A 14,284-nucleotide genomic window follows, 5' to 3' on the forward strand; every position below is an offset into this window, starting at 1 on the left:
TATGTTTCTCATACCATAAATTTAATTATTTTATTTTGAAAGTAAAGTCAAATGCACAACATGATTAGTATTACCGTCAATATTGAGTAAATCCTCGGATAAAGTTTTATTAAATCCTCCGATATCGCATGCCAAAATACCGCTTGCCGCTGCAGTAAGCTGTATATTTTGAGCAATCTCACCCGTTTCTATTAAAGCAAATTGAAGTCCCATATCTCCGTACTTCCTTGAGTTTTCATATATACTATACACATAATAAATGGATAATGCCGTTTTTCTTAAATCTATACCGCCGCCGAAAACATTATTATTATAATAGTTTTCTAAATCCTCATCATTGAATAATTTTATTTTTTCAAGAGAATGAGTAAAAGGCATGTATTTGTATATACCTTTATCAAGATTATTTATATTGAGTGCTGCTATATAAAGATATATAGGATAAAGTCCTCCGCCTGAAGGAGCTGTTCTTAACTTTGATATGTATTTATCTGAAAAAGTTATTGTTCCGTATTCATTTTTATTCAAATTAAAATCAAAATCTCCTGAAATTCCATCTCCATAATAAAGTAAATTGGATAAATCAACCATTGTTAATGGCTTTCCTTTGAAATCTCTTCTGCTTCTTCTTGATCTTATTACAGAGCCTATAGGAGCATTAATATTTTTATAAGGAGGAAGTTTAACGGCATTTCCTTTTTTATGTACTTCTTCTTCTAATAATATCCTATTACTCAAAGATGCATCTATTGGAAATGATGAATAGCCTACAACATCAAGCATTGTAGATAAATCTATCGATGATTTTTTAGAGTTTAAAAGATATTCTTCACTGATATTTCTGTTTACTTCCGAATGCATTGAAGCTCTATATGAAGATTCAGAAGTTTTTATTCCTATAGTATCTGCATACATAGAAACAGGTATATTTGAAGAAAAATTTACCACACTAAAAAGCAATGGAATCTCTTTAGCTTCCAATTCCTCTTTTGATACTTCTATTTTTTTTAATTTATTTTTTAAATTCTTATCTTTCGCTTTCATATAAACAACTATCTAAATATATTTTTATAAACAGTAAATAATTAATTTAGTCAAAAATATAAAATTATCATTATTTTAAAATAAATAAGTAATAAAAAAATACAACATTATGTATTTTATAGTTTCATACAATTACAATAATATCAATTAAATGTATTATAAAATTATAAAAAATGTGATTTACAAAACTTTTTTATATAAAAATTAATTAACAAAATACATACTTAAAAATATTTATTTATTAAATAATTATCATTATAAAAACTTGACAAGTAAATAACAGTTAATATACTTGAATTTATATAGTATTTTTTTCAATATAGGGGGATAATAGTATGGAAATTTTTAATTATATGGAAAAATACAATTATGAAGAATTGGTATTTTTTAATGACAGCAAAACAGGTCTTAAAGCTATTACCTGCATTCACTCCACAAAATTAGGGCCTTCTCTTGGAGGTACAAGACTTTGGAATTACAATAATGAAAATGAAGCTATAGAAGATGTTTTGAGGCTTGCAAGAGGAATGTCTTTAAAATCTGCATGTGCTGGACTTGATTTAGGAGGCGGAAAAACTGTAATAATGGCCGATCCTAAAAAAGTTAAAGGGAATGAGCTTTTCTGGAGATCTTACGGAAGATTTATAGAATCTTTAAACGGAAGATATATCACTGCTGAAGATGTAAACACAAGTACAGAAGAAATGGAATATGTTGCTAAAGAAACTAATTTTGTAGCAGGACTAAGAAGCAAATCCGGAGACCCTTCTCCTATGACTGCTTATGGTGTTTATATGGCTATAAAAGCAAGTGCATTAAAAGCTTTCGGAACTGATAATTTAGGCGGCAAAAAAATATCAATTCAGGGACTTGGACATGTAGGTTTGGTATTATGTGATTATTTAGCTAAAGATAATGTTCATTTATTCGTATCTGATATTGATAATGATAAAGTGAAAAAGGCTGTTGAACTATATAAAGCTAAAGAAGTTGATGTTAATTCTATATATGAACAAGATGTGGATATATTTGCTCCTTGCGGATTAGGTGCTATAATAAATGATGAAACTATACCAAAATTAAAATGCAAAGTTATAGCAGGTTCAGCTAATAATGTTCTTAAAGAATCTCATCATGGAAGAATATTGAAAGAGAAAGGTATTGTTTATGCTCCTGATTATGTTGCAAATGCAGGAGGCGTTATAAATGTGGCTATGGAAAATCCTACCTATAATTATGAGGCTGCTAAAACTGCTACAGAAAAAATATATAATAGAATATTAGAAATATTTGAAATATCCGACAGAGAAAATATTTCTACAAATGAAGCTGCCGATAAATTAGCTATGCAAAGAATAGAATCTATAGGCGAAATACATTCAAGATATATAAGAAGATAATTAAAAAATAAATAGCAATAATAATAGGTTTATTTAAAAGCTTATTATTATTGCTATGCTCGCCTCAAACTATGAGCATAAAATAAATAAATTTATTTTATGTTTTCGGCTCGCTTTTTTATATTGCTATGCTCGCCTCAAATTACAAGCATAAAATAAAATTTATAAATTCCAATAATTTGATAATATAAAAAATATATACTTAAATAACTATATTTTATAAATTATAATTTTTTATGATATCAAATATTATCTAATATTAGCTAAATATGTTTTATCTGTAATATGAATTATTAATTTTGTACAATAATAAATAATCAGCCGCACGTATAGCAGACATTTGATAATATGAAACAGTGCCGTGCGGGAAGGTGCTGCAGCTCGCAGTTGACAAAATATAGTTGTTTAGGTATACACTGCGATCTAAAATGAACTTTTTATCATAAAGTTATTATTTTCTTGCTTTTTATTTTTTTGATATTAGAATGACGACTCAATTAAAAACAAATAAGGATACCTCTATGAATACTATAAAAACTATGATAATTATGCTTATATTAGCAAGCCTTTTATATTCTTATAATTCAAAGGATATTAATAATTTTTACAATGCCTATTATTCATCAAGCTATAATATAAAAACTATAGAAAACAATAACTCTCAAACCTATAAAAATATTTATTCTCTTATCAAAGCAAAAACTATGACTAATGATAAAGAAAAATATAATTACTTAAAAGAAGCTATAAATCAAAATAAAGATTATGAAAAATCTAATGATGCTGATTATTTGATAAGCGTATCTGAACTTATGAATTATATTGTTTATTATTCAGGACTTTCTGAAAAAATTTCTTTCGGATCAAAAAGCAAAGATATATATAAAAAAATATTAGAAACAGATGATAAAAACTTTTTTGCACTTCTTGGTACAGGTGTAGGATATATGCATGCTCCGGCAATAGCAGGCGGAAGCGATAAAAAGGCTTTTCAATATTTTAATGATGCTCTTTCAAATGCTAAAGAAAAATATCAAAAATATTTATCTTATATTTGGATATCTCAATATTATTTCAAAACAAAAGATGAAGAAAATTATCAGAAATATATTAATATGTGTAAAGAAATATATCCTAACGGCGAATTATTAAAAGAAGCTTTAGATAGAAACAACACAAAGAAAAAAACTTTATAATTGTATATTATTTTTTATTGACAAAATTTAAATATAGTTTATAATGAACAATGTTCAATATGAAGGCGTAAAGCAATGATATATTGAACATTTATTTTACTCAAATACTGAACAATGTTCAATATGAAGGCTAAATTATGAGAATATTATTTATATCTTTAGGTTTTTTATTTATGGGTATAGGTATTGTTGGAGTGGTAGTTCCTATACTTCCAACAGCACCTTTTTTACTCTTATCAGGATTCTTTTTTGCTAAAGGATCTAAAAAATTTCATGATTGGTTTATATCAACTAATATTTATAAAAAGCATTTAGAAAGTTTTGTTAAATCAAAAACTATGACTTTAAAATCTAAATTAACTATATTGATACCTGTTACTATCATGCTTTCAATAGCATTCATATTCATAAATCATTTGCATGCTAGAATAGCATTAGTTGTAGTACTATTAATAAAATATATATATTTCTTTGCTTATATAAAAACTACAAAAGAATACAGCGAAAGCATAGAAACAAATATTGAATTAGATAAAGAAAATTAATTATTTGGGTACTATTATGAAGATATGTAAATATATTATTATAATAAATATTATTTCATTGAGTTTATTTGAAATTGCTTATACAGAAGAGGATAAAAAGAATAAATTGTTATCTGGACTTGATAATAGATTTTTTTCTATAGGACTTTACAGCAGTGCTGACACTATAAAAACAAGTGTTAATATAGAGTTTGGATTTAAATTATTTAAGTATAATAATTTTGAGATGAAAAGCTATACTTCAATAGTAGGTTCAAAAATATATGATGATAATCCTGATATGTATCAATTAGGATTTATGCAGAAATTTACTTTTGGAAACAAGGATGAATATATAGATAAGATAACTATAGCAAGATATGCATTTACTTTCGTGAGTTTTGGATTTATATCCTTTGAACCAGATAAAAGCGGTAAATCTTTATTTGCTAGACCTTTTTATTGGGAAGTAGGAGGAGGAGCAGGTTTTAATATCAATGTGAGCAAACATGTTGGTATAGTACTAGAATTTGGCGGAGGACTTCATGATATATTTAATGGAAAATCATTGGGATACCCTAAAAAATTGAATATGGCAGGTTTTGGAAGAATGAGTATGGGTGTAAGATACTATATTTATTAAATAAAATACTATATTAAAAAGGACTATTGAATGAATAATGTTGTAACTTCAAAAGAAGAAATACTTAGAGTAAGCAGGGAATTAATAAAAAAAGAGGACTTAATTCAATAAATATGCGTTCTCTTGCGGAAGCCTCTAATATAGCTGTTGGATCTATATATAATTATTTTAAATCTAAAGAAGAACTTACTATAGAAGTTATAGGAAGTGTATGGATGGATATATTCCACCCTTTAAATGTTTGTTTAGAATCTGATAATTTTTTGGATATTGTTGATACTATTTATAAAAGTTTAGAGAAAGGAAGTAAAAAATACCCTAGTTTTTTCTCTATGCATTCCACTATGATGTTTGGTAAAAATAAAAGCAAAGGCATCAATATGATGAATATGATAAAAAAGCATATTAAAGAGGGATTATATAAAACTCTTATGAATGATAAAAAAGTAAAAGAAGATGCATTTAATGATAATTTTACTGCTGATAAATTTATAGATACTATATTCTCATTTATTATCAGCTCTATGATTAATGCAGATTATGATGGTTCTATGATAAAAGAAATAATAAAAAGAACCATTTATTAATATATTAAAATAAAAATAAAGGAAAGTTTATGATTAATAAAAGACTTATATCATTAATGGGAAATGCTAAAAAATACATAGCATGGCATGTGATAATACAGCTTGTGAATTTGGCTCTAAATATAACAGCTGTAATTTTCATGGCTGATATAATACAAAAAGCTTCACAAGGCAATGTATTAAAAGAAGATATATTAAAACTTGCTATTGCCATTTTTGTTATAATAATATTGAGATTCAGATTCAATATTTTAATGGCTAATATGTCATATCATGCTTCAGGAAGAGTAAAACAAACTTTAAGAGAAAAAATGTACTCAAAACTTCTAACACTTGGAAGCAGATATAAAGAAAAATTTTCTACAAGTGAAATAGTTCAGATATCTATGGAAGGCGTTGATCAATTAGAAACTTATTTCGGACGTTATCTTCCTCAGTTTTTCTATAGTATGATAGCTCCTATAGTACTTTTTTGTGTACTTTCTACTATAAGCGTTAAGTCGGCTGTTATACTTTTGATATGTGTTCCTCTTATACCTATATCAATCATTGCCATAGTACAAATTGCTAAGAGAATATTAAAAAAATATTGGGGAAGCTACAGCGATTTAGGTGAAATATTTTTAGAAGATGTACAGGGACTTACTACTTTAAAAATATATAAAGCAGATGAAAAGAAAAATGAAGAAATGAATATAGAAGCTGAAAAGTTCAGAATCGCTACTATGAATCTTCTTTTTATGCAGCTTAACTCTACTACTATAATGGACATAATAGCTTATGGCGGAGCTGCTTTAGGGGTAATAATATCTGTACTTGAATATATGAAAGGAAATATAAATTTAGCAGGCACATTCACTATAATAATGCTTTCTGCTGAATTCTTTATACCTTTAAGACTTTTAGGCTCTTTCTTCCACATAGCTATGAACGGAATATCAGCAAGCGACAAGATGTTTGAAATACTTGATATGGAAGAAGATGATAAGAGAGTAAATAATATAAATAAAGAAAATGAAGAGATTACTTTTAAAGATGTAAGTTTTGCATATAATGAAAATAAAACTATATTAAAAAATATTAATATGACTATAAAAGAAAAATCATTCGTTTCTATAGTAGGCGTTTCAGGTTCAGGAAAAAGCACTATAGCAGGACTCATATCTTTGAAAAATGAAAATTATAAAGGTTCAATAAAAATCGGAAGTTTAGAACTTGATACAATAAATAAAGATGATTTATACAAAAAAATAGTTGTTGTTGATCATAATAGTTATTTATTTGAAGGCACTGTATATGACAATTTAAAAATGGCTGGAGATACTATCACAGAAAATCAAATGAATGAAGCATTAAAGAAAGTTGAGCTTTATGATTTTCTTCAAACTGAAAACGGACTCAATACTGTAATAATGGAAAAAGCTGCCAATTTATCCGGAGGACAAAGACAGAGATTGGCTTTGGCTAGAGCAATACTTTTTAATGCTGACATATATATATTTGATGAAGCTACTTCCAATGTTGATGTTGAAAGCGAAGAGAGCATTATGCAGATTATAAGAGATATTGCTAAAGAAAAAACTGTAATACTTATATCTCATAGACTTTATAACTGTATACCTTCAGATCATATATATTTCTTAAAAGACGGAATAATAATGGAAGAAGGAACTCATAATAAACTGATGAGCTTAAATGGAGAGTATGCTAAAATTTACAATGAACAAAGCAACTTAGAAAGCATAACTAAAAGCGAAAGCTTAAGCATAGCCATTTAATTTTCATCATTAATAATTATAAAAAATAAATTAATAGGAGTTTACACGATGAGAAGAAGCGGTATAAAAATTATGGCACAATTAATTGGTTTAATTACTCCGCTTATGCATGTTATGATATTAGCTATAACTACAGGAGTATTAGGTTTTTTATGTGCTATATCTATAACTATATTTGGAGGATATGCCATATTAACATATTTAGGTTTAGATTCTCTATTTACAATAAAAACTATATTTATAACTGTTTTAGTACTTGCAGCTTTAAGAGGGATACTTCACTATATTGAACAGTTAAGCAATCATTATATAGCATTTAAATTACTTGCTTTAATAAGAGATAAAGTTTTCAAAGCTTTAAGAAAATTATCTCCTGCCAAACTTGAAGGAAGAGATAAAGGAAACTTAATAGCACTTATTACAAGCGATATAGAATTATTAGAAGTATTTTATGCCCATACTATTTCACCTATAGCTATAGGAATATTAACTTCTCTTATAATGACAATATTCATAGGAAGTTTTAATATTGTACTAGGTGCTATTGCTTTTTTGGGATATTTTACTATAGGTTTTATTATTCCTTATTTTTCATCTAAATTTGGGAAAAATGATGGAATGGCTTATAGAAATAATTTCGGAAAATTAAACAGTTATTTTCTTGACAGTTTATGGGGAATAAAAGAAATACTTCAATTCGGATATGGTGAGAAAAGAATACAAAATATAGAAAGTAAAACTGATGATTTAATGGATTTAAATAAAAAATTAAAAAAATATGAAGGTATAATATCAGGACTTACAACTTCTGCTGTATCATTATTTACATTAGCTGTTCTTATTGTAAGTATAATGATATCAAAAGAATCAAATTTTGCTGCGATTATAATACCTACTATAGCAATGGCAAGTTCTTTTGGTCCTGTTATAGCATTGAGTAATTTATCAAACAATTTATTTATGACATTAGCTAGCGGAGAGAGAGTACTCAATTTACTTGCTGAAAAGCCTATAGTAGAAGAAGTTTATGAAGGCAAAAAAGATATTTCTTTCAATGGTGTTGAATGTGAAGATGTATATTTCGATTATGAAGGTGAGAATATATTAAATGATTATAATTTAGAGATAGAGCCTAATAAAATAATAGGTATAAGCGGAAAAAGTGGAAGCGGAAAATCAACACTTCTTAAACTTTTCATGCGTTTCTGGGATATTAAAGAAGGAAGTATTAAAATATCAAATACTAATATAAAAGATATCAACACAGATAAATTAAGAGATATGGAAAGCTATGTAACTCAGGAAACTTCTATATTCAAAGATACTATAGAAAACAATATAAAAATAGCTGATCAAAATGCCACTCATGAAGAAGTTGTGGAAGCATGCAAAAAAGCTTCATTACATGACTTTATTATGAGTCTGCCTAATGGTTATGATACAAATGTAGGTGAACTTGGAGATACTTTATCAGGAGGAGAAAAACAAAGAATAGGAATAGCAAGAAGTTTCTTACATAAAGCTCCTTTCATACTTCTTGATGAACCTACAAGCAATCTTGATAGTTTGAATGAGGCTGTTATATTGAAGTCCATAAAAGACAATAGTGAAAACAGGACAGTTGTTTTAGTTTCTCATAGACTTTCTACTCTCAATATAGCAGATAAAATTTATAAAATGAAAACTGACAGAGTAAGTTAAAATTAAATTAAGTATATAATGAGAATCTATATATTAATAGATTTTCATTATATACATACCTTATCAAAATATAATCATATAAACTTATCTATAATATAAAAATACCTGTATATAATTCTATAGCTAGAAATAACTATAACAAATAATATATACAACTATAATTACAGCTATATTTAAAAAATTAAAATATATTGAAAATAGTGATTAAATATAATAGAAATAAACTTATTTTTTAAATAAATGCATATATGGAACATTCATTATTTCTGCCAAAGCAAGTGCTGAAAAATTTGCTTCTTCTATGTTGTAATCAGCTCCATTATCTAATAATACTTTTATAACTTCTTCAGGCTGATTTTTTATGATAGCAGTATGCAATGGACTAACACCTCTCTCATTTATAGCATTAACATTTGCACCCTTTGCTATTAAAGCTGCAACTACATCAGCATTATCTATCTGCACAGCAAGATGAAGACAGCTTATTTTATTATCTGCATAATTTACTTCTTCCTCTGTACTTTTTGATATAAGCTCCAATAATTTATTGATATGATCCTTCAAGTCAAAATTTTCATCATCTTTCTTTTTAATAATTTTAGAAAGCAAGTCGTATAATTTGGATCTTTTATATAAATTAGTGTTAATTGGCATTAATTAAAACCCCTGAATTTAATATGCCAATATTATAATATAAAACTTGAAATTTTGCAATATAAAGCTCATAAGTATATGTGAAAAATTGATAAAATAAATTCATAAAAAGCAGATTTAGTATACTGTAATGTACAAAATACTATATAAGTTTATCTATATATTTAGTTATAGCACTATAAGATGAAAAACTAGAAAATCTTCTTACTATATTACCATTTCTATCTATTAAGAACTTTGTGAAATTCCATTTTATATCTTTATTAAATAAATAATTGCTATTATTAATAAGATATGAATATAAAGGTTCTATATTTTTTCCTTTAACATCTATTTTTTTAAATCTATCAAAAGTCGTATTATATTTAAGTTTACAGAAATTATCTATTTTTTCATCTGATTCAGGAGCCTGATTTAAAAACTGATTACAAGGAAAATCTAATATTTCAAATCCTCTGCTATTATACATTTCATATATATTTTCTAAATCTTTGTACTGCTTGGTAAAACCGCATCTAGTAGCTGTATTAACTATCAAAATAACTTTATTTTTATATTTTGCTAAAGACACATCATTACCATTGATATCTTTAACATTGAAATCATATATGCTCATTTATTTTCTCTTTCTTTTTTCTTATATTCATTCCAGAGTTGATCCATTTCATCTAAAGACATATCTTCTAATTTCTTATTCATTTCATAGGCAGTTTTTTCAACATAATTAAATCTTTTTCTAAACTTTTCATTAACTTTAATAAGAGAATTTACAGGATTAATTTTATTCATACGAGCAAAATCAAGAACAGTCATAATCAAATCCCCTATTTCCTCTTCCAAATGTTCCTTATCTTGCTCTTTATACGCCTCTTTTACTTCCAAAAGTTCTTCTTCTACTTTAGATAAAGAGTCATCAATATGTTCATATTCAAAGCCCACACTAGCTGCTTTTTTCATTAATTTATAGGATTTTTCCATAATAGGAAGTGATTTAGGTATTCCATCAAGCACACTTTTAAATTCATCTGCCCCGTCAGTACCTTTCTCTTCTTTTTTTATTTTATCCCACTGCTTAAGTATACCCTGCACATCTTTTACATTACTATCACCAAATACATGCGGATGCCTTCTTATAAGTTTTTCATTAATATTTTTACAAACATCATCTATGTTAAATTTATTTTCATCTTTTGCAAGCTCTGAAAAAAATACAACATGCAAAAGCACATCTCCAAGTTCTTCTTTGATATTCTCATAATCTTTATTGTTGATAGCCTCTACAAGTTCATAAGCCTCTTCTAAAAAACAAGGTATTAAACTATCAAAAGTCTGTACCTTATCCCAAGCACATCCATTTTCTCCTCTTAAAGTTTGTATTATAGATATAAGTTCTTCAAATGATTTCATTATTATGACTCTTTAACTAAGTTTTGATTTTTTTATTCTCATATAATTAATTCTTCTAGGTTCAAGTATAGCATTATATATTATAGCATTCTTTATATCTAATGAAGATAACATATGATTAACTTGTCTTTTATTTTCTGATGTTCTAATATTATTAAAATCACTGCTGACTGTTTCTTCTTTTATAGCATTAATTTGTGACATTTTAGAATTATATTTTTCTTGAAGCTCTAATATTTCTCTGTCATTATTTGAAGTTTCATAACTACTAGTATACACTTCTTCTCTTTTTGTATTTTCTCTGAGAACTTCTTCATTATAATTCTTTAAATTTTTAATATTTCTTTGTAATTCTTTAAATATTTGTTCTTCATTTTTATTATCATTAAATCTTTTATTATTAACTTTTTTATTATTTTGAGTATAAGTTTTTTGTTTTGGTTTTTTGTTTTGTTTATTTCCCTTTGTTGCTTTTTGAATCAAACTTACTATACCCCATATAACGGCTATTATTAAATATATAACTAATTCACTCATTTTATACCTTTTATATTTTATTCTTTTGAATCATTATCTTCTTCATAATTATTATTATTTTCTTTTTTATCTTTATTTGCTCTACTATTTACAATTCTAGTTGTTATAGAATACACAGCCAGTAATATAAATCCAATAAGAAGCAGTAAATTTATATTAGACATAAAAACTCTCTTTTTAATAAAATATTTTATTAGTTTAATATAAATTTATATTAATTTCAAGTTCTTTATAAAATTTAAATAATAAAAAAGGTGAAGTACTATTAATAATACTTCACCTTTAATATTCATTTCAACTGGTTATTATTACCAAGTATCTAATGGGTCATCTTCTTCTCTATAAGTTTCTAAGTACATATCTGTTTTAGCCATTAATTGGTCGAAATAGATATAGTATTTACCATAAGAATCTTTAGGATCAACTTTAACATGTATACCCATAAAGCTAATACCTTGTTCAACTTGACCTCTGAATTCTTCTTGTCTTACATTAGCAGGAACTTGTACAGTAATGTTTTTCCAACCCATAAAGTTAAGAGCTTCATTACCAACAGATTGAGGTTTACCATTTACATCGTAAATGTAGAAACTCATTTTGTTATTATGGTTACGTCCTGCTACCCAAACACTAAGTTCTTTAGTATAACCAGGTATTTTAACAGGTCTAGGAGGAGTAACAGAGAACCAAGGATAACCTGTTCTGAAGTACTCTACTTTAGCACCTAAAATATATTTATTATTTTCAGCACCTTCAGCTACAACATCAGCTGGACCGCCTTCACGACGAATAATACTAACTACACCATAATCTCTAGGCATAGAAGCTTGCCAAGTATTAGCAAATTCAAAATCATCTATTAAGTAATTAGTGATAGCTTCAGTTACGAAATTATTACCATCTTCACCCTGATTTTGAGTAGTTTGCTCACCTGTTTGAGCCGCATCTTGGGCAAACAACAAGAATGCAACAGTTAGAATTAACATTGTTATCAAGATACTTAATCTTTTCATATTCATTCTTCTCCTTACTTATACATTATTGTTGCGCTTCTTGTGGCTGTTCTGTAGTAGTATCAGCAGTACCGCCATCTTCACCTACTACTTTAGCTCCGCCTTCTGTATATTGTTCAGAAGATCTTCCACCAACTTCCTGACCTAATGTAGTTTCAATATCAGAACCGTCATAAGCTTCTCTGAATGTATCTGTTACTGTTTGGAAGTAATCCAATAAAACTACAAAGTTATCAGCTCTTTCCTCTGGTGATGACCAGAAACGGAAATTCATAAATCTTAAACCTTTAGCTCTAGGAACATAAGGCTCTTCTTGAGGAATGAAAGATGGTACTGCTGTACTCATATTTCTCCAACCTATATATCTTATAGATCCCAAAGGCAATGTATAAGTATAACCACGATAATCTTCAAATATCATTTCCATAGTATAGTCATAATTACCACCCCATACCCAAACGTCGAAAGTTTGAGCTTTACCTGGTATGATTTTTTGTACTGTTGGAACTAAGTCAAAGAAGTTATAAGATTTTCTGAAAAAAGAAACACTTACTGATAATGAATTAGTTGAATTATAACTTTGGTTACCCATACCATATGGTTTTGTAGCGAACAATCTCATGTTAGGATATTTCATTACAACACCATTTTCATTTGTTCTATCACCTCTAAACATAAAACGGCTAGCATTTGATATTGGTTGCCATTCGTCTAATGTTTCAAAGTTGTAAAGCAATCTAGTTTCCATGTAAACACTAGAAGTTTGTCCATAAACAGCAAATGAACATATGCTTATGAATAGACAAATGATTATGAGGTAGCGAGAAAAATCTCTCGTACTTCTATAGAATTTCATAGCGCACTCTCCTTAATATTTATAGCTAAGCAATTATATCCAATAACTTAGCACAATTATATTATAATCAACAAAAATTGTCAACTATAAAATATAAAATTCTAATATATTATATCGATATCATAACTATATAATTTTAGTAAATATTATTAAAATTTGATTAAAAATTATATTATGTTAATATGTAAGCAAAATTTATTAGAAAAAGACGGATAAATGAGATTAAATAAATATATAGCATCTTTAAATATCGCAAGCAGAAGAGAAGCTGATAGGCTTATTCAAAATGGAAATGTTAAAGTTAATGGAATAGTAAATACAAATCCTGCTACACAAGTTGATGAAAATGATAAAATAGAATGCAGTATAGAACAATATAAAGAAGATAAAATATATATAAAGCTAAATAAGCCTAGAGGTTATGTTGTATCATCAAATAAAAATGAAGGAAAACCTATATATAATCTTATAAAAAATGATTTTGATAATATATATCCTGTGGGAAGATTGGATAAAGACAGCAGCGGACTTATACTTCTTACTAATGATGGTGTATTTGCTAAACAAATAATAGGAGAAAATACAAACTGTGAAAAAGAGTACTATGTAAGAGTAAATGACAGTGTACCTGACGGAGCTTTGAAAAAATTAGAATATGGTATTTCATTAGACGGGCAAAAACTTAAACCTGCAAAAGTAAAAAGAGTTAATAAAAATTCATTTCATATAATATTAACAGAAGGCAAAAACAGACAGATAAGAAGAATGTGCCAGAAAATAGGTTTTGAAGTTATAATACTTAAAAGGCTTAGAATATCCGGTATTTTATTGGGCGATCTTAAAGAAGGCTCCTTTCAAAATCTAACCAAAGAAGAAATAGACTCAATTCTAAAAAGCGAACTATAATTATATTTTAGTCAAATTATAACAACTATATATCATTG

The 14,284-nt window shown here is 27.0% G+C and carries 16 protein-coding genes; 8 read left to right on the forward strand and 8 right to left on the reverse strand.

Features of this window, described 5'->3' with window-relative positions:
* Positions 1 to 30: 30 nt before the first annotated feature.
* Positions 31 to 1,044 carry a SagB/ThcOx family dehydrogenase gene (locus tag BINT_RS11450; RefSeq protein WP_014488742.1) on the reverse strand — a complete coding sequence of 338 codons (1,014 nt, stop codon included), beginning with the start codon at positions 1,042 to 1,044 and terminating at the stop codon, positions 31 to 33.
* Between the two features lie 335 nt (positions 1,045 to 1,379).
* Between BINT_RS11450 and BINT_RS11455 the strand changes: the two genes are divergently transcribed.
* The 7 genes from BINT_RS11455 to BINT_RS11485 all read left to right on the forward strand — a co-directional run bounded on the left by BINT_RS11455 (position 1,380) and on the right by BINT_RS11485 (position 8,873).
* On the forward strand, positions 1,380 to 2,444 hold the full coding sequence (locus tag BINT_RS11455; RefSeq protein ID WP_014488743.1) for a Leu/Phe/Val dehydrogenase: 1,065 nt from the start codon (positions 1,380 to 1,382) through the stop codon (positions 2,442 to 2,444).
* A 521-nt stretch (positions 2,445 to 2,965) separates the two neighbouring features.
* Positions 2,966 to 3,640, forward strand: a complete 675-nt coding sequence (locus BINT_RS11460; RefSeq protein ID WP_014488744.1) for a hypothetical protein — start codon at positions 2,966 to 2,968, stop codon at positions 3,638 to 3,640.
* Positions 3,641 to 3,777: 137 nt separating this feature from the next.
* The gene (locus BINT_RS11465; protein WP_014488745.1) at positions 3,778 to 4,185 is read left to right on the forward strand and encodes a YbaN family protein; all 408 of its coding nucleotides are present in this window, start codon (positions 3,778 to 3,780) and stop codon (positions 4,183 to 4,185) included.
* Between the two features lie 16 nt (positions 4,186 to 4,201).
* Positions 4,202 to 4,807 carry a hypothetical protein gene (locus BINT_RS11470; RefSeq protein WP_041177444.1) on the forward strand — a complete coding sequence of 202 codons (606 nt, stop codon included), beginning with the start codon at positions 4,202 to 4,204 and terminating at the stop codon, positions 4,805 to 4,807.
* 113 nt (positions 4,808 to 4,920) lie between these two features.
* Positions 4,921 to 5,394, forward strand: coding sequence for a TetR/AcrR family transcriptional regulator (locus BINT_RS11475; protein ID WP_014488747.1), 474 nt, complete (start codon positions 4,921 to 4,923; stop codon positions 5,392 to 5,394).
* A gap of 29 nt (positions 5,395 to 5,423) precedes the next feature.
* Complete coding sequence (locus tag BINT_RS11480) at positions 5,424 to 7,172, forward strand: ABC transporter ATP-binding protein/permease (protein WP_014488748.1); 1,749 nt, start codon at positions 5,424 to 5,426, stop codon at positions 7,170 to 7,172.
* A gap of 48 nt (positions 7,173 to 7,220) precedes the next feature.
* Positions 7,221 to 8,873, forward strand: coding sequence for an amino acid ABC transporter ATP-binding/permease protein (locus BINT_RS11485; protein WP_014488749.1), 1,653 nt, complete (start codon positions 7,221 to 7,223; stop codon positions 8,871 to 8,873).
* Positions 8,874 to 9,098: 225 nt separating this feature from the next.
* Here the strand turns inward: BINT_RS11485 and BINT_RS11490 are convergent, their stop codons facing one another.
* From BINT_RS11490 to BINT_RS11515, 7 genes are all read right to left on the reverse strand, one after another.
* Positions 9,099 to 9,527, reverse strand: a complete 429-nt coding sequence (locus tag BINT_RS11490) for an ankyrin repeat domain-containing protein (RefSeq protein WP_041177445.1) — start codon at positions 9,525 to 9,527, stop codon at positions 9,099 to 9,101.
* Between the two features lie 142 nt (positions 9,528 to 9,669).
* Positions 9,670 to 10,143 carry a glutathione peroxidase gene (locus tag BINT_RS11495; protein WP_014488751.1) on the reverse strand — a complete coding sequence of 158 codons (474 nt, stop codon included), beginning with the start codon at positions 10,141 to 10,143 and terminating at the stop codon, positions 9,670 to 9,672.
* Positions 10,140 to 10,934 (reverse strand): nucleoside triphosphate pyrophosphohydrolase, encoded by a 795-nt coding sequence (gene mazG / locus BINT_RS11500; RefSeq protein WP_014488752.1) that lies wholly within the window; start codon positions 10,932 to 10,934, stop codon positions 10,140 to 10,142. The genes BINT_RS11495 and mazG overlap by 4 nt, the downstream gene beginning before the upstream one ends.
* 12 nt (positions 10,935 to 10,946) lie before the next feature.
* A complete protein-coding gene (locus tag BINT_RS11505) occupies positions 10,947 to 11,471 on the reverse strand; it encodes a hypothetical protein (RefSeq protein WP_014488753.1) in 525 nt (174 codons plus the stop codon).
* Between the two features lie 17 nt (positions 11,472 to 11,488).
* The gene (locus tag BINT_RS14895) at positions 11,489 to 11,635 is read right to left on the reverse strand and encodes a hypothetical protein (protein WP_014488754.1); all 147 of its coding nucleotides are present in this window, start codon (positions 11,633 to 11,635) and stop codon (positions 11,489 to 11,491) included.
* A gap of 144 nt (positions 11,636 to 11,779) precedes the next feature.
* A complete protein-coding gene (locus BINT_RS11510) occupies positions 11,780 to 12,484 on the reverse strand; it encodes a flagellar filament outer layer protein FlaA (protein ID WP_041177637.1) in 705 nt (234 codons plus the stop codon).
* 25 nt (positions 12,485 to 12,509) lie between these two features.
* A complete protein-coding gene (locus BINT_RS11515; protein ID WP_014488756.1) occupies positions 12,510 to 13,232 on the reverse strand; it encodes a flagellar filament outer layer protein FlaA in 723 nt (240 codons plus the stop codon).
* 324 nt (positions 13,233 to 13,556) lie between these two features.
* On the opposite strand from BINT_RS11515, the gene BINT_RS11520 reads away from it, so the two are divergent.
* Positions 13,557 to 14,246: a pseudouridine synthase gene (locus BINT_RS11520; RefSeq protein WP_014488757.1), complete on the forward strand. Its 690-nt coding sequence runs from the start codon at positions 13,557 to 13,559 to the stop codon at positions 14,244 to 14,246.
* Positions 14,247 to 14,284: the final 38 nt, after the last annotated feature.

It is taken from the genome of Brachyspira intermedia PWS/A (assembly GCF_000223215.1).
Lineage (GTDB): Bacteria > Spirochaetota > Brachyspiria > Brachyspirales > Brachyspiraceae > Brachyspira > Brachyspira intermedia.